This is a genomic window from Cellulomonas cellasea (assembly GCF_030372105.1).
Taxonomy (GTDB): Bacteria; Actinomycetota; Actinomycetes; order Actinomycetales; family Cellulomonadaceae; genus Cellulomonas_A; species Cellulomonas_A cellasea_A.
This window is the reverse complement of the sequence record NZ_JAUDBQ010000013.1, coordinates 1-20,019: the sequence shown is the minus strand read 5'-3', so window position 1 is coordinate 20,019 and position 20,019 is coordinate 1. Positions and strand designations below refer to the sequence as shown.

Here is a 20,019-nt window from a genome sequence, read left to right as displayed (position 1 = left end):
GGGACATCCGTGACTAACGTCCCAATGCGGGGTCGTCGCGGTGCAGCAGAGTTCTTCCTGTGAGATCCACCGGATCTCACCGGGTCGACACCGTCGGTCCCGGGCGTGGGGTATCTGAAAGGGATCAGCAACATGTCGAGCGTTGTCGCAGTCACCGATCGTTCCAAGGGCATCCGCATCGTCGGAGTCCTCTCCATCATCGCGGGGATCCTCCTGATCGTCGCTGGCGGCGTCACCTGGGGCGCCGTCTCCGCCAAGCTCGCCGACGAGCGCATCACCGTCTCCGAGGACGCCGCATTCGGTGGCCAGACGGTCAACTCCCCGTGGACGGCCTTCTCGCAGGCCGACATCATCAACGAGCACGCGCTGTCGGCCACCGAGGGCAAGACCTACGCCGAGCTCGACAAGGAGGACCCGCTGCGCGCCACCGCGATGAACGGCTCCTTCCTCCGGGCCTCGCTGTTCACCTCGGTTGTCGCCTTCGGCGTCGCCGCCCTGGTCATGGGCCTCGGCGTCCTGTTCGTCCTCACCGGCTGGGCGTTCCGCGCCATCGGCTCGCGCCCCGCAGTCGCGGCGGACGACGCCTCGCCCGTGCTGACGGTCTGAGCACCCAGCACCCAGCACCACCCACTCGGGCCCGGTCCCGCAGCATCCGCTGCGGAACCGGGCCCGAGTGCTTTGCCACGGGCGGCGAGCCCTCCCTCGCCGCCCGCGAGTTCAGTCGCGGCGGCGCCGCGCGGTGACGACCGAGCCGACGAGCAACGCCAGGCCGCCGATCCCCATCAGGGAGATCAGCGCGAGCTGCATGTCGATCTCGGCGCCGGACGCGGTGGCCACCACCCCGAAGCCGACAGCCGCGAGGATCAGGCCCCACACGACCGTCCCGACCCGCATCGGCGCGAACTCACGCTCGGGTCGGGGCGCGGGAGCCGCCGCGGGCGCTGTCGAGGAGTACGGGCCAGCGGGGCCGGGCGGGGTCGGTGGAAGGGGCGTCGTCGACGAGGCGGGCTCCGACGTGGGCTCCGACGTGGGGGCAGACGTGGCCGCTGCGGGCGGGTCGAACAGCCCCAGCACGTCGGTGTCCTCCGCGCGAGTCTTGTCGTCGCCCTCGTGGTCGTGGCCTTGCGTGCTCACTTGTCCTCCTCGATGACGATGTCGCCGGCGCCGATGTCGACGCTGAGCGAGAGCTGGGCTGCGGCGCCCTTCGCGACGTCCTCGGTGGAGAAGCGCTGGGTGCCGATGCCCACGCCGCTCGACCGCCGGGTCTCGCCGTCGACGCGCCACGTGACGTCACCGACCCCGGCGCGGACCTCGGCGCTCACCGAGGCGCCCTCCGGGACGAGGATCCGCAGCTCGCCGACGCCGACCGACACCGGGACCAGCAGAGTCTCGTCGGTCAACGGCACCCCGGTGAGGTCCACGGTGCTGTCGCCGATCCCGAGGTTGTAGCCCGACGCCGCAGCATCCCGGGTGCCGACCACGAACGTCTCATCGCCGATCGCCCGCCAGGCGCCGTCCACGTTCCAGACGGGCTTGTTGAACACGGCGACCGGCGCCGCGACGACGATCGCGATGACGGCGAGCGTGCCGAGCACGCCGCTGGAGCGGCCGCGCAGCCCGGAGTACACGACGCCGAGCCCGAGCAGGATGACGGCCACGCCCGCCGCCGTGAGCAGCACGGGCCCGTGGAAGGCGCCGAAGCGGTCGGCCACCATGAGGCCGGCGAACGTGAACAGGATCAGCGCGGTGATCACGCCGAGCGTGGCGGCGCTGGCCCCGCGGACGCGCGGCTTGCGCGGCGGCGCCGGGGGGCCGTCGATGAGCTGGGCCACCTGCTCGAGGGGAGGGGCGCCGGGTGCGGGCGCGCTTGCCGCGTGCGGCGCATACGGCGGCGACGGCGCATAGGGCGTCGACTGCGCATACGGCGCCGACGGCGCGGGGGGCGCCGGGTAGGGCGTCGCGGGGTGCGGCGGGTAGGGGGAGGCCTGGGTGGCCGCATATGGCGTCGACGGGGTGGACGGGCTGGCGGGCGCGCCTTGCCCCTCGTTCGCCGCCGGCCCGGACGATGGCCACAGCCAGACGCCAGACGACTTCGCGTTGCGGGACTGGCTGATGCCCACCACCACGAGGATGGCGACCACCGCCAGCGAGACCGCCCACAGCAGGCCGGTCAGCCAGCCGAGGCCACGGTCGCCCCACCAGCCGAACCAGCCGTCGCCCCGGTTGAGCCCGACGACCACCATGCCCAGCACGCCCAGGAGGGCGACGTCGAACTCGCCGCGCACGAGCTCCTCGGCGTGGATGCGCCCGTCGGCCTGCTCGGGCAGCAGCAGCCACCCGATGCCGTACACGACCAGGCCCAGGCCGCCGAGCAGGAAGCTCACGCCGAACAGGCCGCGGACCAGCAGCGGGTCGATGCCGAAGCGCGCGGCTATCCCGCCGGCGACGCCTCCGATCCAACGGTCGTCCGAGCGGTACAGGCCGGTGCGGCGGATCGCCGCGAAGAACCCTTCGGCGCCTGTCACTTTGGGGGATGCGGGGGGAGGGGGTGCGGTCGGGCCGTCCGTCGGGCCCGGGCCCGGCTGACCCGGGAGGTGCGTGTCCATGTGTAGATCCTGTCGTCTCCGCAGCCCGCAGCCCATCGGGCTCTGCCCTGAGCCGACCCTGAATCACGTCGCCGCGACCCTGAAACGGCGTGCTGCTGGGCTCGGGGCGTCCACGGAGGTGTGATCATCGGGGTGTGCCTTCCCCCGATCCCGCACCCGCCTGGGTCCCGCCCGTCCCGGCGGCGACCCGGTTGCCGCTGCGCAGACCGCTCGGCGGCCGCATGGGCGGAGGGGTCGCGCTGGGGCTCGCGGCGCACCTCCACCTGCCGCTGGCGCTGGTGCGCTGGGCGTTCGTGGGGTTGACGCTGGCGGGCGGCATGGGCGCCGCGCTGTACGTCTTCCTGTGGGTGGCGGTCCCCTCGGGCGACCCGGCCGCCGCGGGCGCCGAGGCGCGCCCTCCGGCGCTGACCCGCATCGCGCGCGTGCAGGGCGTGGGCGCCGAGCGGCTGCGCCGGCTCCCGGTGACCGACATCGCCACGGCGGCGGTGCTGCTCGCCGGCGCCGTGGTGCTGGTGGCGGTGCGCACCGGCGCCACGATCGACACGTCCTGGGTGCTGCCGCTCGTCTTGCTCCTGGCGGGGATCACGCTGGGCTGGAGCCAGCTCGACGCGGTGCAGCGCGGACGGGTGCGCTCGCGGACGGGCGGCCGCACGCCGGTGAGCGTGTTGCGGTTGGTCGGCGGGCTGGTGCTGGCCGGCGTGGGCGTGCTGCTGCTGGTCGCGCAGGACACCGAGCCGGCGGCGCTGCTGCAGGTGACCATCGCCGCGGTGGCGGTGCTCGCGGGCGTGGCGCTGGTGCTTGCGCCGTGGTGGCTGCGGCTGGTGCGCGAGCTCGGCGACGAGCGCGCGGCGCGGGCCCGGGAGTCCGAGCGGGCCGACATCGCCGCCCACCTGCACGACTCGGTGCTGCAGACGCTCGCGCTGATCCGCGCGCGGGCCGCCGACGACCCGGCCGAGGTGGCGCGGATGGCGCGCGCGCAGGAGCGCGAGCTGCGCGAGTGGCTGTACGACGACCGGCCGGCGCCGGGCACGTCGGTGGCCGCGGCGCTGCGGGCGATCGTCGCCGAGGTGGAGGACTCCCGTTCGGGGCCCGGCGGCGAGGCGGTCGCGGTGGACACGGTGGTGGTGGGGGACCGGGTCCCCGACGCGCAGACCGAGGCGTTGCTGCAGGCCACCCGCGAGGCGCTGGTCAACGCCGTGGTGCACGGCCGCCCACCGGTCTCGCTCTACCTGGAGGTGGGCGAGGAGGCGGTGGAGGTGTTCGTCCGCGATCGCGGCGAGGGTTTCGACGTCGACGCGATCCCGTCTGACAGGTTTGGCGTCCGGGAGTCGATCATGGGCCGCGTGCGGCGCAGGGGCGGCTCCGCGACGGTGCAGTCCAAGGAGGGCCGTGGCACGGAGGTGCACCTGTGCGTGCCCGTGCTCGGCGACGCGGCCAGGCCGCAGAGAGAGGCGTGACGATGAGCGGACCTGTCGACGTGGTGCTGGTCGACGACCATTTGATGTTCCGCACGGGGGTGCGGGCGTCGCTGGACGGCAGCGTGAACGTGGTCGGCGAGGCCGCCTCGGTGGACGAGGCGGTGCGGGTGGTGCGCGAGCTGCGGCCGCCGGTGGTGCTGCTCGACGTGCACCTGCCCGGCGGCGACGGCGGGGGCGGCGCGGAGGTGATCCGCACGTGCATGGACCTGCTGGGCGGCACGCGGTTCCTGGCGTTGTCGGTGTCCGACGCGGCGGAGGACGTGGTGGCGGTGATCCGGGCGGGCGCCCGTGGGTACGTCACCAAGGCGATATCCGGGCCCGACCTGTCCGACGCGGTGCGGCGCGTGGCGGGCGGCGACGCGGTGTTCTCCCCGCGCCTGGCGGGCTTCGTGCTCGACTCGTTCGGCACCGCGGCAGGCGATGTCGCGATCGCGGATGACGAGATGGACCGCCTCTCGGCCCGGGAGCGCGAGGTGATGCGGTTGATCGCGCGCGGGTACTCGTACCGCGAGGTGGCCGGCGAGTTGTTCATCTCCATCAAGACGGTGGAGACGCACGTCTCCGCGGTGCTCCGCAAGCTGCAGCTCTCGAGCCGTCACGAGCTCACCCGGTGGGCGGCTGCGCGCCGGCTGCTGTGATGCCCGGGGGCGGCGGCGCGCGGGCCAACGCGCGGCGGTGCCGAGCGGTTCCCGACACTAGTGTTGGGAAGATCACCTCATTGGCGGCTCAGACAGGCTCTGCCGTGGGCGACGAATCCTTAGGCTGACGTCCATGACCATCCTCTACAACGTCCTCCTCGTCCTGCACCTGCTCGGTTGGGCCATCGTCTTCGGGGGCGCGCTCGCCGGGATGAAGAAGCCCGCCCTCCCCGCGGGCGCCCTGCACGGCATCCTCACGGCGCTCGTGACAGGGATCCTCATGGTCGGCCTGGCCGAGTCCGGCGTCGCGGGCCCCGAGCACATCAACAACATGAAGGTCGGCATCAAGCTGCTCATCGCCGCCGTCGCCACCGGCGTCGTCGTCTACGGCGTGAAGAAGCCCGCCAAGGTCACGCGCGGGTTCCTCGGCGGGGTCGCCGGCCTCGTGGTGCTCAACGTCGCCATCGCGGTGCTCTGGCGGTGACCTCCACCACCGGGCCGAGGGCGATGCGATGAGCCCCGGCGAGCTCCTCGCCGCGCTCGTCATCGCCGTCGGCCTGGTGGGCGTCGTCGTCCAGGTGCTCCCGGGCAGCGTGCTCGTGCTCGCCGCGATCGGGGTCTGGGCGGCGTTCACCGGCGGCGCCGTGGCCTGGGCGGCCTTCGGCGTCGGCGTGCTCGCCATCGCGGTGGCCGCCGTCGGGAAGTACGTGCTCGCGGGCCGCGGGCTGACGCGGGCCGGCGTGCCCGGCTCCACGCTGGTGTGGGGCGGCGTCGCCGGGGTGGTCGGGTTCTTCGTGGTGCCCGTCGTGGGCCTGCCGCTCGGCTTCGTGGGCGGGGTCTACGCGACCCAGCGGGTGCGGGACCGCGACCACGCCGCCGCCTGGGCGGCCACCCTGGCGGCGGTGCGCGCGACGGGGATCACGATCGTCGTGGAGCTGGCCGGCGCCCTGCTGGCCACCGCCGCCTGGGTCGTCGCCGTCGTCCTGACCTGAGCCGGCGTTGCTCCTCGCGCGGCGTGAGAGCCGTGTGACCTGCCACGATGGAGTGAACAGAGCGGGCTGACACCTCATCGCGAGGCGGTGGGCGTCGATGGGCTGGCAGAGCACTGCCGCCCCCATCGACCGGAGCCCTCCATGCGTCGTCTCGTCACCCTGGCCATCCGCACACGCCTGTTCGCACTGGTCGCCGTCGCCACGCTCGGGCTCGTGTCCGTGGCGGTCATCTCGGGCGTCCAGCTCGAGGGCGACCTGCTCGCCGAGCGCAAGGTCACCACGCGCGCCGTGGTGCAGACCGCCGTGGGCGTCGTCGAGAGCTATGGCGAGCGGGCCGCCAGCGGCGAGCTGACTCGGGCCGAGGCGCAGGAGGCCGCCATCGCGGCGGTGAAGGGCCTGCGGTACTCCGGCGAGGAGTACTTCTGGATCAACGACATGCAGCCGGCGATGATCATGCACCCCACGAAGCCCGAGCTCGACGGCACGGACCTCAGCGACTACGCCGACCCCGACGGGACGCTGCTGTTCGTGGAGTTCGTCAAGGTCGTGGAGGCCGACGGCGCGGGCTTCGTCGCCTACCAGTGGCCCAAGCCCGGCGAGGACGCCCCGCAGCCCAAGATCTCCTACGTCACGGGCTATGAGCCGTGGGGCTGGGTGATCGGCTCGGGCATCTACGTCGACGACGTCCGCACCGCCGCCATCTCCAGCGCCCGCGACCTGCTGCTGGGCAGCGCCGTCGTCATCGCGCTCGTGGTGGGCCTGAGCCTGGCCGTCTCCCGCAGCATCGTGCGGCCCATCGAGCAGGCGGGCGCCGCGCTGGCCAGCGGCGACCTGTCCACCCGCCTCGACACGGGCCGCGGCTCCACCGAGCTCGACCGGCTCGCCCTCGCGCTGAACGCCACCCTCGACCGCACCGCCGCGGTGTCCGAGCAGGTCGGCGCGGCGGCGCAGGAGGTCGACACGGCGGCTCGCAGGCTCGTCGACGCCAGCGACGACATCGGGCGCGTGGCCGATGACTCCGCGCGGCTGACCGTCGAGGTCGCGTCCGCGGCCCACGAGGTCAGCGAGGGCATCGACACCGTCGCCTCCGGCACCCATGAGATGGGGGCGTCCATCGGCGAGATCGCCCGCACCACCCACTCCGTCGCGCAGATCGCCGCCGAGGCCGTGGACCTGGCCCAGCGCACCGACCGCACCGTCGCCGAGCTGGGCGACTCGTCCGCGCAGATCGGCAGCGTCGTGAAGCTCATCTCCGCGATCGCCGAGCAGACGAACCTGCTGGCGCTCAACGCGACCATCGAGGCCGCGCGCGCGGGGGAGGCGGGCAAGGGCTTCGCCGTCGTCGCCGGGGAGGTCAAGGAGCTCGCCCAGGAGACGGCCCGCGCCACCGGGGACATCTCCAGCCGGGTCGAGGCGATCCAGGCCGCCGTGACGCGCGCCGCCGGGGAGATCGGGCAGATCTCCACGATCATCGGCAGGATCGACGACTACCAGGGCAGCCTGGCCGGCGCCGTCGAGGAGCAGACGGCCACCACCGCGGAGATGGCCAAGGCCGTCGCCGAGGTCGCCGACGGCGGGCGCGGCATCGCCACCACCCTGGTCGAGGTGGAGCGCGCCACACAGCGCACCACGCAGGAGCTCGACGGCATCCGCGCCGCCGCGCATGACCTGGTGTCCACGTCGCAGCGGCTGCAGCAGTCGGTGCTCGACCTGCGCGGCTGACCGCGTGGGGTGAACGGGGTGGGCGGCCCATCGGGCAGGCGGGTCGTGCCCCGGGTGTCAGCGGGCGCGCCTACGCTGTGGGGGACATGACCTCGCTCTTCGACAACCTCCCGCTGCCCGGGTTCGGCCCCGCCAACCTCGCGCGCCTCCCGTCCGCCGTCCCCCCGCGCGACGGCGACCTGCCCGACGACGCCGGCCAGCCCTCCGGGCGTCGGCCCGGCGGTCACGGACCCGCCGGCCATGAGGGCGACCAGCACCGCACGGCGGACGCCGACGCGCTGCTCGTCGGCCTCAACCCGCAGCAGCGCGAGGCGGTGCTGCACCACGGCGGGCCGCTGCTGATCGTGGCGGGCGCCGGATCGGGCAAGACGCGCGTGCTGACGCACCGCATCGCGCACCTGCTCGCCACCGGCCGCGCGCGGCCCGGCGAGGTGCTGGCGATCACCTTCACCAACAAGGCCGCCGCCGAGATGCGCGAGCGCGTCGCGGCGATCGTCGGGCCGTCCGCGCAGCGCATGTGGGTGTCCACGTTCCACTCGGCGTGCGTGCGCATCTTGCGCCGCGAGGCCGCGACCCTGGGCCTGCGCTCCAGCTTCTCGATCTACGACTCCGCGGACTCGCAGCGGCTGCTGACGATGGTGGCGCGCGAGCTCGACCTGGACGTGAAGAAGTTCCCGCCGAAGGCCCTCGCGCACAAGATCTCGGCGCTCAAGGACGAGTTGGTCGACCCCGACGAGTACGCCGCGTCGGTGAGCACCGCGAACGACTTCGACTCGACCCTCGCGCAGGTCTACACGCGCTACCAGGCGCGCCTGCGGCAGGCCCACGCGCTCGACTTCGACGACCTGATCATGCAGACCGTGCACATGCTGCAGGCGTTCCCGCAGGTCGCCGAGCACTACCGGCGGCGCTTCCGTCACGTGCTAGTCGACGAGTACCAGGACACCAACCACGCGCAGTACACGCTGGTGCGGGAGCTGGCCGGCGTCGGCGCCCGCCAGTCCGCCGAGGGCGGGCCGGACCTGCGCGGCGAGCTCACAGTGGTCGGCGACGCGGACCAGTCGATCTACGCGTTCCGCGGCGCCACGATCCGCAACATCCTCGAGTTCGAGGCCGACTACCCGGACGCCCGCACCATCCTGCTCGAGCAGAACTACCGCTCCACGCAGAACATCCTCTCGGCGGCGAACGCCGTCATCTCGCGCAACCCCGGCCGCAAGCCCAAGCGGCTGTGGACCGACTCGGGCGCCGGCGCGCAGATCGTCGCCTACGTCGCGGACAACGAGCATGAGGAGGCGCGGTTCGTCGCGGAGGAGATCGACCGCCTCGGCGACTCCGACGGCGTGCGCCCCGGCGACGTCGCCATCTTCTACCGCGCGAACGCGCAGTCCCGCGCGCTCGAAGAGGTGCTGATCCGCGTCGGCCTGCCCTACAAGGTGGTCGGCGGCACGCGCTTCTACGAGCGCAAGGAGGTCAAGGACGCAGTCGCCTACCTGCGCGCGCTGGCCAACCCCGACGACGACGTGAACGTCCGCCGCATCCTCAACGTCCCCAAGCGGGGGCTCGGCGACAGGTCGGAGGCGATGGTCGCCGCCTTCGCCGAGCGCGAGCGGATCTCCTTCGGGGCCGCGCTCGAGCGTCTCGACGACGTGCCCGGGCTGGGCACGCGCGCGATCACCGGCATGCGCGCCTTCGCCTCGATGATGTCCGACCTGCGGCGCCTCGCCGAGTCCGCCGGGCCCGCCGAGGTGCTGGGCGCGGTGCTGGACCGCACCGGGTACCTGGCCGAGCTGCGCGCCTCGGAGGACCCGCAGGACGCCTCCCGTGTGGAGAACCTCGCCGAGCTGCACGCCGTGGCCGCCGAGTTCGAGCAGGCCGAGCCCGAGGGCAACCTCGCGGACTTCCTGGAGCGGGTCTCGCTCGTCGCGGACTCCGACCAGATCCCCGCCCAGGACGGCGACGACGCGGACGAGCACCAGCGCGCCGCCGACCAGGGCGTGGTCACGCTCATGACGCTGCACACCGCGAAGGGCCTGGAGTTCCCCGTCGTCTTCCTCACCGGCATGGAGGACGGCACGTTCCCGCACATGCGCTCGCTGGCCGACTCCGACCAGCTCGCCGAGGAGCGCCGGCTCGCCTACGTGGGGCTCACCCGCGCGCGCGAGCGGCTGTACGTCTCGCGCGCCGCAGTCCGCACCGCGTGGGGCGTGCCGAACGAGTTCCCCGCGTCGCGGTTCCTCGACGAGCTGCCGGAGGAGCTCGTCGACTGGCGCCGGCGCGAGTCCAGCATGGACCGGCTGCGCACCCCCGGCGGGTACTCCACCGGATCGGGCGGCTTCGGCTCCGGCGGCTTCGGCTCACGGGGCCAGTCGGGCGGCTTCCGGTCGGGCGGCGAGGTCAAGCGGCGCACCACGGCGCCCGCGTCGGGGGGCTCGGGCGCGAGTTTCGGCTCCGCGACCCCGCGCCCCGACTCGGCTATCCCCGACCTGGCAGTGGGGGACAAGGTCACCCACGACGCCTACGGCCTGGGGACCGTCATCGGGCTGGAGGGCGCCGGGCCGAACGCCGTCGCCAAGGTCGACTTCGGCTCTGAGGGCGCCAAGCGGCTGCTGCTGCGGTTCTCGCCCGTCACGAAGCTCTGACGCGCGCTGTCAGAGCGAGCGGATGAGCTCCACCGCCTGGAGGAGCGACACCTGTGGCGTCTCACGGCGCAGCTCGCGGACGGCCTCCACCTCGCCCTCGGTGTCGCGCAGCGTGCGCAGCCGCGGCTGGTCGAGGCTCGCCCGCACGGCGTCGAGCGAGCCGCCGAAGTCGGCCTCGAACTGCCGCTCACGCCGCTTGTCGGCCGCGTAGCCCACCGACCACATCGCCAGGGCGATGAGGCACACGGCAGTCCCGACGATCACGAACGGCCACATGCCGCGGATGGCCTGGGTGACGAGGGTGGAGGCGATGACCAGCAGGGCGAGCCATCGCAGCGTCGTGTAGACCGGGCTGCGCGGCGGTCGCGGATCGGCATCGGTCCTGGTGGTCATACGCGTGTCTCCTCGGTGGGCGTCCTCGCGGGCCGGAATCATCGCATACGGGGCGAAGCGCGCGGAGTGGGGCGTTGTCCCTGTGTCCGAGGCGACATCTCTCGATGTGAAGATAAAGTCGTCGCGCGGCTAGCATCAGGCAGGGCGCCGTGGCCAGCCAGGCCGCGCATGCGGGTCGACGGAAGGACCAGAGCCAGGTGGACCTGTTCGAGTACCAGGCACGTGACATCTTCGAGAAGCACGGCGTTCCCGTGCTGGGCGGCATCGTCGCCACCACACCGGATGAGGCCCGCGCGGCGGCGGAGCAGCTGCTCGGCGGCAAGCCCGGCGTCGTCGTGGTCAAGGCCCAGGTCAAGACGGGCGGGCGCGGCAAGGCGGGCGGCGTGAAGATCGCCCGCTCCGCCGACGAGGCGGCCGAGAAGGCCGGCGAGATCCTCGGCATGGACATCAAGGGCCACACCGTCCACCGCGTGATGATCGCCGCGGGCGCCGACATCGCGGAGGAGTACTACTTCTCGCTGCTGCTCGACCGGTCCGAGCGCCGCTACCTGGCCATGGCCAGCGTCGAGGGCGGCATGGAGATCGAGCAGCTCGCCGTGGAGCGCCCCGAGGCCCTCGCCAAGGTGGCCGTGGACCCGCGCGTCGGGATCGACGCGGAGAAGGCCGCCGAGATCGTGGCCGCCGCGGGCTTCGCCGCCGACGTCGCGCCCCAGGTGGCTGAGGTCCTGGAGCGGCTCTGGGACGTCTACCAGGGCGAGGACGCCACGCTGGTCGAGGTCAACCCGCTGGTCAAGACCTCCGACGGCAAGATCGTCGCCCTCGACGGCAAGGTCACGCTCGACGAGAACGCCGGGTTCCGGCACCCCGACCACGCCGGGCTCGAGGACGCCGCCGCAGCCGACCCGCTCGAGGCGCGCGCCAAGGAGAAGGACCTCAACTACGTCAAGCTCGACGGCGAGGTCGGGATCATCGGCAACGGCGCCGGGCTGGTCATGAGCACGCTCGACGTGGTCGCGTACGCAGGCGAGGGGCACGGCGGGGTCAAGCCCGCGAACTTCCTCGACATCGGCGGCGGCGCCTCGGCCGAGGTCATGGCCGCGGGGCTCGACATCATCCTGTCCGACCCGCAGGTCAAGTCGGTCTTCGTCAACGTCTTCGGCGGCATCACGGCCTGCGACGCGGTGGCCAACGGCATCGTCGCCGCGCTCGAGATGCTCGGCGACGCGGCCACCAAGCCGCTCGTGGTGCGCCTCGACGGCAACAACGTCCTGGAGGGGCGCCGCATCCTCGCCGAGGCCGCGCACCCGCTCGTCACGCTCGCCGACACGATGGACGGCGGAGCGGACAAGGCCGCCGAGCTCGCCCACACCGCCGCCTGAGCCCGATCACGCAGAGACGAGAGAACAACTGACATGGCGATCTTCCTGACCGAGTCATCCAAGGTCATCGTCCAGGGCATGACGGGCTCTGAGGGCACCAAGCACACGACCCGCATGCTGGCCAGCGGCACGAACGTGGTCGGCGGCGTGAACCCGCGCAAGGCCGGCACGTCCGTGACGTTCCCGCAGGGCGACGGCACTGTCGACGTGCCCGTCTTCGGCTCCGTCGAGGAGGCGATGAAGGAGACCGGCGCCGACGTGTCGGTCATCTTCGTGCCGCCGGCGCACACCAAGGGCGCCGTCCTCGAGGCCGTCGACGCGGGCATCCCGCTGGCGGTCATCATCACCGAGGGCGTGCCGGTGGCCGACACCGCCGAGTTCTTCGCGTACGCGCAGGACAAGGGCGTGCGGCTCATCGGCCCCAACTGCCCCGGCCTGATCAGCCCCGGGAAGTCGAACGTCGGCATCATCCCGGCCGACATCACGGGCCCCGGCAAGATCGGCCTCGTGTCGAAGTCGGGCACGCTGACCTACCAGATGATGTACGAGCTGCGGGACCTCGGGTTCTCCACGGCCATCGGCATCGGCGGCGACCCGATCATCGGCACCACGCACATCGACGCGCTCGCCGCGTTCGAGGCCGACCCCGACACCGAGGTCATCGTGCTCATCGGCGAGATCGGCGGCGACGCCGAGGAGCGCGCCGCGGCGTACATCGCCGAGCACGTGACCAAGCCGGTCGTCGGCTACGTCGCCGGGTTCACCGCCCCCGAGGGCAAGACCATGGGCCACGCCGGGGCGATCGTGTCCGGCTCGGCCGGCACCGCGCAGGCGAAGAAGGAGGCCCTCGAGGCCGCCGGGGTCAAGGTCGGCAAGACGCCGAGCGAGACGGCGGCACTCGCCCGGGAGCTGCTCTCCTGACCTGCTGACCGGTGCGCCTCCCGCACCTGAGCGCCGACGGCGCCGCACCCCCGGGGTGCGGAGCCGTCGGCGTTCTGGGCATCGCGGTTCTGACGATTCGTCGTTAAATGCGCAGGTCAGAGGCCTATACGCTGGATGGGCACCCCATCTGCGAGGAGGCAGCGCCTGTATGTCCGAGCCGCGCCCGACCACCGCCGTCGTCCTGGTCAACCTGGGCACCCCGGCCGCTCCGACGGCGCGCGCCGTGCGGCCCTACCTGCGGGAGTTCCTCACCGACCGTCGCGTCGTGACGATGCACCCCGCGCTGTGGCGCCCGATCCTCGAGCTCGGCGTGCTCAGCTCCCGGCCGCGCGCCTCGGCGGCGAAGTACCGGACGGTGTGGACGCCGGACGGCTCGCCGCTGCTGGTGCACACGCAGGCCCAGGTCGCCGCCCTCCAGGCCGCCCTCGGGCCCGACGTCACGGTGGCGGGCGCCATGCGCTACGGCGACCCGGCGATCGGCGACGTGCTCGCGCGGCTGGTGGACGACGGCCATGAGCGGGTGCTCGTCGTGCCGCTGTACCCGCAGTACGCCGGCTCCGCGACGGGAACCGTGCTGGAGCGCGCGCACCAGGCCGTCGCCGCACTGCCGCGCCATCCCGAGGTGCGCACCGTGCGCGCGTTCGGCGACCACCCCGCGTACGTCGCGGCGGTGTGCTCGGCCCTCGAGGAGCGGTGGGCCGAGGCCGGGCGCCCCGACCCCGCCGCGGGGGACCGGGTGGTGCTGAGCTTCCACAGCATCCCCGCCGCGATGTCCGACGCGGGCGACCCGTACCTCGCCGAGTGCGAGCAGACAGCGTCCGCAGTGCGCGCGCGGCTGGGCCTGGACGCGGACGCGTGCGTGCTCACCTTCCAGTCGCGCTTCGGGCCCGCCCAGTGGCTGGGGCCCGCGACGATCGACACCGTGCAGGAGCTCGGCGCCGCCGGGTCGCGGCGCACCGAGGTGGTGTGCCCCGGCTTCGTGTCCGACTGCCTGGAGACCCTCGAGGAGATCGAGCAGCTCAACCGCGAGGCCTACGAGCACGCCGGGGGCTCCGGCTTCGCGTACGTGCCGTGGGGCAACGCGCGCACCCCCTGGACTGACGCCCTCGCCGAGATCGTGCGCCCGCACCTGTCCGGCTGGCTGCCCGCGGACGCCACCCGATGACGACCTGCCCGGCGCGCCGCGCCGCCTAGGCGGCGCACCCGGTCCGGGCAGGGACGATGTGCTGGTGACCGATCCGTCTGGAACCGACCGCCTCGACCGGGCGCGCCCGCCGCGCGTGCTGACCGAGGACCACCGGGCCGGACCCCGCAAGCCCGACGGCAAGCCCGCGCTCGCCTGGCTGCCCGGGCTGCTCGCCGGCCTGCAGGGCGCGCTGCTGTCCCTGCTCGTGGTGGTGCTCCCGGCGGTCACCGCCTACGTCGTCACCTCCGCCGACCCGGCGAACGCCTCGGTGGCGTGGACCCGCTCCACGGAGGTGGGCGCCGGGCTGTGGCTGATCGGCCACGGCGTGCCCCTCGGGCTCGGCGGCAACGTCCTGACGCTCATGCCGCTCGGCATCACCTGCCTCGCGCTGTTCACCTGCTACGCCTCGGCCCGCCGGTCCGGTGAGGCGACCACCACCTCGCTCGTCGCGGGCATCGGCGGCTACACCGCCGTCACCGTCGTCATCACGCTGCTCATGCGCGCCACCATCGCCGACGTCGCGCTCGCCGTCATCGGGGGCGCCGCGGTCTCCGCCACCGGCCTGGCCACCGGGCTCGCCCGTCGGCCCGAGGCCCCCCGCGTGCGCGACCTCACCCGCCCCTTGTGGTCGCGGGTCATCCCGCCGATCCGCACGGGAGCCAGCGCGGGCGTCCTCGCGCTGTCCTACCTGGTGGCGGCGGCCGCGGCAGTGAGCGCCGTGTGGGTGCTGGCCGGGCGGGCCACCATCAACGACATCATCCGGGCCCTCGACCTGGACGTCGTCGGGGGCTCCGTGCTCGCCGTCGCCGAGCTCGCCTATGTGCCCAACGTGGTGGTGTGGGCGCTCGCCTGGCTGGTCGGGCCCGGGTTCCGGGTGGGCGCGGGCACGTCCTTCACGACAACCGAGGTCGTCTCCGGCCCGATGCCGGTGGTGCCGCTGCTGGGCGCGCTGCCGCAACCGGGCAGCGGCGGCGGCGTGCTCGTCGCGGCGCCCATGCTGTTGGTGCTCGTCGGGGCGCTCGCGGGCTGGTGGCTGCACCGGCGGCTGCCGTCCGTCCGGGCCGTCGACCCGCTCGTCGCCGGCGCCGCGGCCGCCCTCACCGCCGGGCTCTGCGCCGCGGCGCTGGTGGTGCTCGCCAGCGGCGGGATCGGCCCGGGGCGGATGGGGGACATCGGCGCGTCACCGCTCGCGGTCGGGTCGCAGGTGGGCGCCGGGGTGCTGCTCGGGGTCCTGCTGGTCGCGCTGCCCACTGACGCCGAGTTCCGCGCGGCGTGCCGCCGGGGCCTGTCCCGTCTGGTCAGCCGCGGGTCGAGCGCTCCATGAGGTCCTGCTGGAAGTTGGCCACGTCCTCCTGGAAGGCCTGCTCGCAGCGGGACTTCGCCGAGACGGTCAGCGCGCCGTTCAGGCACTCCTGACGCGCGGTCTGCGCCGGCCACGTCATGACGGCGCTCGCCGACGTCAGGCCCAGCAACGCGGTGAACGCCAACCCGACGGACAACATCGGCGTCAGGACGCCGCGCACGCGGGCACGGCGCAACGAGATCAGCGCGCGGATCCCCGCCGCGAGGGAGAGCGCGACGAAGACCAGGCTGGACACGGCCCACGGCCACGGCAGCGACGCCGTGAGGACTGCCGCCAGCATGAGCAGGCCGAAGTGCAGCACATGCGAGCTCGCGAGGCGGGCGGCCTCGGGGTCGGGCGGGGGCAACGGCGCGGGTGGCTGGCCGGGGCCGGAGCTGTGGCCGCCGCCGTGATGGCGCCCGGGCTGTGTGGGGTGCTGCGGGTGCTTCGGGTGCTTCGGGTGCTTCGGGTGCTTCGGATGCTGCGGGTGGGGGCGGTGCGCGGGCGGGCGCTGCGCCGCATCGGGCCCCGGCGCAGGGGACCCGCCAGCAGGGGACCCGCCAGTGGCGTGCGGGGGCACAGGGCCTGTGGCCTGCGGGGGCACGGCGCCCGTGGGAGGCACGGCGCCCTCGGGCGGCGGGGCATACGGGTTGGACACCTGAGCATTGTCCCGCATCAGCGGGCTCGGACGCCTCGCGGGCCCTGCCCCGCCCGGAGGTTAGGGTCGCCCCATGAGCGCGCCCGAACCCCCCCGCTCCGCTCCACGTGACCCGGCCACGGGCGACGGGCCGCGGCCCCCTGTGCCGCACACCCGCTCCGGCGGGCGCGTCGTCGTGCTCGTCTCGGGCGCCGGGTCCAACCTGGCCGCGCTCCTCGCCGCGCATGACGATCCGGCCTACGGCGCCCGTGTCGTCGGCGTGGTCAGCGACAAGCCGGGCGCCGGCGGCCTGGAGATCGCCCGCGCGCATGGCGTGCCGACGGCGGTGGTGGCCCCGGCGGACTTCCCGGACCGCGCGGCGTGGGACCGGGCCGTCGCGGAGTCCATCGCGGTGTTCCGCCCCGACCTCGTGGTCAGCGCCGGGTTCATGCGCATCCTCGGGGCCGCCACGCTCGGGCGTTTCCCGGACCGGGTGGTCAACACCCATCCCGCGCTGCTGCCGGCGTTCCCGGGGGCGCATGGCGTCCGCGACGCCCTCGCGTACGGGGCGCGGGTCACGGGCTGCACGGTGCATGTGGTCGACGCGGGCGTGGACAGCGGGCCGATCATCGCGCAGGCGGCCGTCGAGGTGCAGCCGGGCGACGACGAGGCGTCCCTGCATGAGCGCATCAAGGTGGTCGAGCGGGCGCTGCTGGTCGAGTGGGTCGGGCGGATCGCCCGCGAGGGGATGCGGGTCGAGGGACGGCAGGTCAGCGTCGGCTGAGCCGCCCCGGGAGCGCCCCAGTCGCCGGTAGACTGCCCGTGGCCGTGACTGGCGCGCCTGAGGTGGGCTCAACCACCGGGGAGCGGCCGGATGTACCCCTAGCCGTCGCACCGTTCGCCTGGGTGCTCGGGTCCTGACCGTCTCACGAGACCGCACCGACCCGGGAGGTCATCCCCATGTCCGGCTTCGCCACCCCCTTCGCGCCTGTCGCCGACCCCGACGCCCCTGACACGCGGCGCCCCCTCCGCCGGGCCCTGCTCAGCGTCTTCGACAAGACAGGCCTGACCGAGCTCGCCACGGCCCTGCACGCGGCCGGCGTGGAGCTCGTCTCCACCGGCTCCACCGCCTCGACCATCGCCGCCGCGGGCGTGCCCGTGACCCGCGTCGAGGACCTCACCGGGTTCCCCGAGTGCCTCGACGGGCGGGTCAAGACGCTGCACCCGCGCGTGCACGCCGGGATCCTCGCGGACACCCGCCGCCCCGAGCACCTGGCCCAGCTCGCCGAGCTCGAGGTCGCGCCGTTCGACCTGGTGGTGGTGAACCTGTACCCGTTCTCCGCGACGGTCGCCTCGGGCGCCACCGCCGACGAGTGCGTCGAGCTGATCGACATCGGCGGCCCGTCGATGGTGCGCGCCGCCGCGAAGAACCACCCGAGCGTCGCAGTGGTCATCGACCCCGCCCGCTACCCGGAGGTCGCGGACAACGCCGCCGAGGGCTTCACGCTGGCCGAGCGCCGGCGCCTCGCGGCTGACGCGTTCGCGCACACCGCCGCGTACGACGTCGCCGTGGCGCAGTGGTTCGCGCAGCAGTACGCGCCGGACGCGCAGGCGCAGGAGTCCGGCTTCCCGGCCTTCGCCGGCTCGGCCTTCGACCGTGGCCGGGTGCTGCGCTACGGGGAGAACCCGCACCAGGGCGCCGCGCTGTACCTGGACGCGCAGGGCGCCGCGGGGCGCGGCCTCGCGGGCGCGGTGCAGCTCCACGGCAAGGAGATGAGCTACAACAACTACGTCGACGCCGACGCCGCCTGGCGCGCCGCGCACGACCAGGACGCGCCGGCCGTCGCGATCATCAAGCACGCCAACCCGTGCGGCATCGCCACCGGCGAGGACATCGCCCAGGCGCACGCCCGCGCGCACGCCTGCGACCCGGTGTCGGCCTTCGGCGGGGTCATCGCCGCGAACCGTCCGATCACGGCCGCCGCGGCCGAGCAGATCGCGCCGGTGTTCACCGAGGTCGTCGTCGCTCCGGACTTCGAGCCCGAGGCCGTCGAGATCCTCACGCGCAAGAAGAACATCCGCCTGCTCAAGGTCGTGCCCGCCGACGGCGGCCAGTTCGAGCTGCGGCACATCAGCGGCGGCGCGCTGGCCCAGCAGACCGACGTCATCGACGCGCCCGGCGACGACGCGGCCGCCTGGACGCTCGCCGCGGGGGAGCCCGCCGACCAGGCCACCCTGGACGACCTGGCCTTCGCCTGGCGGGCCGTGCGCGCCGTGAAGTCCAACGCGATCCTGCTCGCCTCCGACGGCGCCTCCGTGGGCATCGGGATGGGGCAGGTCAACCGGGTCGACTCCTGCCGCCTGGCGGTGGAGCGGGCGAACACCGGCGACGTGGACCGGGCGCGGGGCTCCGTGGCCGCGTCGGACGCGTTCTTCCCGTTCGCCGACGGCCTGCAGGTGCTGCTCGACGCCGGGGTGCGCGCCGTGGTGCAGCCCGGCGGCTCGGTGCGGGACGACGAGGTGATCGCGGCCGCGCAGGCCGCCGGGGTCACGCTCTACCTCACGGGCACCCGGCACTTCGCGCACTGACGAGCCCGCTGCGGGGCGCCCGTTCCGACGCAGGTCGAGTAGGGCGTCCCGCAGCCGAGGCCGGGACGGCGCGCTCAGCCGAGGACGGCGCTCCGCAGCGGCGTCGCGGGGTCGGCCGCCAGCGCGCGGTCGACGCGCGGCAGCCCTGTGCCGGTGAACAGCCGGCGCGCGGCGCCCACGTCGCGGGGCCGGTCGACGCTCAGCACGGCCGTCAGCTCGGCGGTGCCGCGCCGGAACCACAGCACCGTCCACCCGGCGGCGCCGTCTTGGGCGGCGGGGTCGCCACGCAGCACCAGATCGTCGTCATGGCCGCGCTGCCCGTACATCGCCAGCTCGTGGCCGAACTGGGTCGAGAAGACGTAGGGCGCGTGGTCCTCGGGCGTCGCGCCAGGGTTGAGCAGCCCGCGCACAGCGGCCTCGGGCCCGCGCAGGGCGCCGTCCCAGTGGCCGCCTGGCACCAGCCCGTGCCGCGGCGACCGCCTCCGGGCCACATCGCCCACAGCCCGCACGTGCCGGGGCCCGCCCTCCGGGGCGAATGCCGCGTCGACCCGCAGCGCGCCGTCCGGATCGAGCGGCAGGGCGTCGGCGAGCCAGCCCGTGGCGGGTCGCGCGCCCACCGCGGCGAGCACCACGTCTGCGGGGAGGTCCCTCCCATCGGCCAGGTCCACCCCGTCCGGGCGCACTCGGGCCACCTGCACCCCGGTGTGCAGTTCCACCCCGTGCTCGGCGTACCAAGGGGCCGTCGCCGCGCCCACCGCGGCGCCGAGCGGTCCGGCGAGCGGCGCGGGCAGCGCCTCCACCACCTGCACGTGGACACCGGCGGCGGCCGCCACCCCGGCGACCTCGGCGCCGATCCACCCCGCCCCGACCACCACGAGCCGGGCGCCGGGGCGCAGCAGCGCCCGCAGCCGATCGGCGTCGGGCGCCGCGTGCAGTGTCACGGCGGCCTCCCAGCCGCGCGGCCGCACCGGGTGCGAGCCCGTCGCGGCGACGAGCGCGTCAGCGGTGACCGAGCCGGCGTCGGTGAGCACCTCGACGTCCTGCGCGCCCACCCGCAGGCCGGTGGCGCTCACGCCGAGTCGCACGTCGTCGGCGAGCCCCAGGGCGTCGACGCCCAGCTCGTCGGCCAGCCAGGTGGGGGTCGGGCGGTCGAGCAGGTGCTTGGACAGCGGCGGGCGGTCATAGGGGGCGATCTGCTCCGCGCCGATCAGCGTCACGTGGCCGTCGAATCCCTGCGCCCGCAGCGCCGTGAGGGTCTGCGCCCCGGCCAGCCCGCCGCCGACGACGACGACGGATCGGAGCTGTGAGGCCGAGTCGGGCGGTGAGGGCAGCACGCTCGCAACGGTAGTCTCCCCGGAGGGAGGCAGAGACGAGTGAACGGTCGAGAGAACGCCCCAGCCCCAGTGCCCGAGTCGGGGCGCCAGGGCGGGACGCCCCATGTGCGGGGCACGTCGCAGTGGCCCCCGCTGCGCC

General features: G+C 74.2%; 18 protein-coding genes and 1 riboswitch. Of the genes, 13 read left to right on the top strand and 5 right to left on the bottom strand.

Annotated features, from left to right (window positions below):
• Positions 1 to 132: 132 nt before the first annotated feature.
• Positions 133 to 606: an aromatic ring-opening dioxygenase LigA gene (locus QUV83_RS12705; protein ID WP_289564959.1), complete on the top strand. Its 474-nt coding sequence runs from the start codon at positions 133 to 135 to the stop codon at positions 604 to 606.
• A gap of 111 nt (positions 607 to 717) precedes the next feature.
• Here QUV83_RS12705 and QUV83_RS12700 read toward each other — a convergent pair whose 3' ends face one another.
• Positions 718 to 1,134, bottom strand: a complete 417-nt coding sequence (locus tag QUV83_RS12700) for a hypothetical protein (RefSeq protein WP_289564957.1) — start codon at positions 1,132 to 1,134, stop codon at positions 718 to 720.
• The gene (locus QUV83_RS12695) at positions 1,131 to 2,525 is read right to left on the bottom strand and encodes a PspC domain-containing protein (protein ID WP_289564955.1); all 1,395 of its coding nucleotides are present in this window, start codon (positions 2,523 to 2,525) and stop codon (positions 1,131 to 1,133) included. Before QUV83_RS12695 ends, QUV83_RS12700 begins: the two co-directional genes overlap by 4 nt.
• A 302-nt stretch (positions 2,526 to 2,827) precedes the next feature.
• On the opposite strand from QUV83_RS12695, the gene QUV83_RS12690 reads away from it, so the two are divergent.
• From QUV83_RS12690 to pcrA, 6 genes are all read left to right on the top strand, one after another.
• Positions 2,828 to 4,063 (top strand): ATP-binding protein, encoded by a 1,236-nt coding sequence (locus QUV83_RS12690; protein WP_289565156.1) that lies wholly within the window; start codon positions 2,828 to 2,830, stop codon positions 4,061 to 4,063.
• A 2-nt stretch (positions 4,064 to 4,065) separates the two neighbouring features.
• Positions 4,066 to 4,722 carry a LuxR C-terminal-related transcriptional regulator gene (locus tag QUV83_RS12685; RefSeq protein WP_289564953.1) on the top strand — a complete coding sequence of 219 codons (657 nt, stop codon included), beginning with the start codon at positions 4,066 to 4,068 and terminating at the stop codon, positions 4,720 to 4,722.
• Positions 4,723 to 4,855: 133 nt separating this feature from the next.
• A complete protein-coding gene (locus QUV83_RS12680) occupies positions 4,856 to 5,206 on the top strand; it encodes a hypothetical protein (protein WP_289564951.1) in 351 nt (116 codons plus the stop codon).
• Between the two features lie 28 nt (positions 5,207 to 5,234).
• The gene (locus tag QUV83_RS12675; RefSeq protein ID WP_289564949.1) at positions 5,235 to 5,714 is read left to right on the top strand and encodes a DUF456 domain-containing protein; all 480 of its coding nucleotides are present in this window, start codon (positions 5,235 to 5,237) and stop codon (positions 5,712 to 5,714) included.
• A gap of 141 nt (positions 5,715 to 5,855) precedes the next feature.
• Positions 5,856 to 7,436 (top strand): methyl-accepting chemotaxis protein, encoded by a 1,581-nt coding sequence (locus QUV83_RS12670; RefSeq protein WP_289564947.1) that lies wholly within the window; start codon positions 5,856 to 5,858, stop codon positions 7,434 to 7,436.
• A gap of 86 nt (positions 7,437 to 7,522) precedes the next feature.
• Positions 7,523 to 10,078, top strand: coding sequence for a DNA helicase PcrA (gene pcrA / locus QUV83_RS12665; RefSeq protein WP_289564945.1), 2,556 nt, complete (start codon positions 7,523 to 7,525; stop codon positions 10,076 to 10,078).
• Positions 10,079 to 10,087: 9 nt separating this feature from the next.
• On the opposite strand, the gene QUV83_RS12660 is transcribed toward pcrA, so the two are convergent.
• Positions 10,088 to 10,471, bottom strand: coding sequence for a hypothetical protein (locus QUV83_RS12660; RefSeq protein WP_289564943.1), 384 nt, complete (start codon positions 10,469 to 10,471; stop codon positions 10,088 to 10,090).
• Positions 10,472 to 10,668: 197 nt separating this feature from the next.
• Here QUV83_RS12660 and sucC point away from each other — a divergent pair, with 197 nt between their 5' ends.
• The 4 genes from sucC to QUV83_RS12640 all read left to right on the top strand — a co-directional run bounded on the left by sucC (position 10,669) and on the right by QUV83_RS12640 (position 15,302).
• Positions 10,669 to 11,850: an ADP-forming succinate--CoA ligase subunit beta gene (gene sucC, locus QUV83_RS12655; RefSeq protein ID WP_289565154.1), complete on the top strand. Its 1,182-nt coding sequence runs from the start codon at positions 10,669 to 10,671 to the stop codon at positions 11,848 to 11,850.
• A gap of 33 nt (positions 11,851 to 11,883) precedes the next feature.
• A complete protein-coding gene (gene sucD / locus QUV83_RS12650; RefSeq protein WP_289564941.1) occupies positions 11,884 to 12,771 on the top strand; it encodes a succinate--CoA ligase subunit alpha in 888 nt (295 codons plus the stop codon).
• 169 nt (positions 12,772 to 12,940) lie between these two features.
• Entirely contained in the window at positions 12,941 to 13,957 is a 1,017-nt protein-coding gene (gene hemH / locus QUV83_RS12645) for a ferrochelatase (RefSeq protein WP_289564939.1), read from the top strand.
• A 64-nt stretch (positions 13,958 to 14,021) separates the two neighbouring features.
• Positions 14,022 to 15,302, top strand: a complete 1,281-nt coding sequence (locus tag QUV83_RS12640; protein ID WP_289564937.1) for a cell division protein PerM — start codon at positions 14,022 to 14,024, stop codon at positions 15,300 to 15,302.
• Here the strand turns inward: QUV83_RS12640 and QUV83_RS12635 are convergent.
• Positions 15,277 to 15,978: a hypothetical protein gene (locus tag QUV83_RS12635; protein WP_289564936.1), complete on the bottom strand. Its 702-nt coding sequence runs from the start codon at positions 15,976 to 15,978 to the stop codon at positions 15,277 to 15,279. The genes QUV83_RS12640 and QUV83_RS12635 overlap by 26 nt on opposite strands.
• A 73-nt stretch (positions 15,979 to 16,051) precedes the next feature.
• Between QUV83_RS12635 and purN the strand changes: the two genes are divergently transcribed.
• Positions 16,052 to 16,741: a phosphoribosylglycinamide formyltransferase gene (gene purN / locus QUV83_RS12630; protein WP_289564934.1), complete on the top strand. Its 690-nt coding sequence runs from the start codon at positions 16,052 to 16,054 to the stop codon at positions 16,739 to 16,741.
• Between the two features lie 34 nt (positions 16,742 to 16,775).
• Positions 16,776 to 16,872, top strand: a riboswitch (ZMP/ZTP riboswitch).
• Positions 16,873 to 16,917: 45 nt separating this feature from the next.
• Complete coding sequence (gene purH, locus QUV83_RS12625; protein ID WP_289564932.1) at positions 16,918 to 18,546, top strand: bifunctional phosphoribosylaminoimidazolecarboxamide formyltransferase/IMP cyclohydrolase; 1,629 nt, start codon at positions 16,918 to 16,920, stop codon at positions 18,544 to 18,546.
• Between the two features lie 74 nt (positions 18,547 to 18,620).
• Here purH and QUV83_RS12620 read toward each other — a convergent pair whose 3' ends face one another.
• Positions 18,621 to 19,880, bottom strand: a complete 1,260-nt coding sequence (locus tag QUV83_RS12620; RefSeq protein ID WP_289564931.1) for an NAD(P)/FAD-dependent oxidoreductase — start codon at positions 19,878 to 19,880, stop codon at positions 18,621 to 18,623.
• Positions 19,881 to 20,019 lie beyond the last annotated feature (139 nt).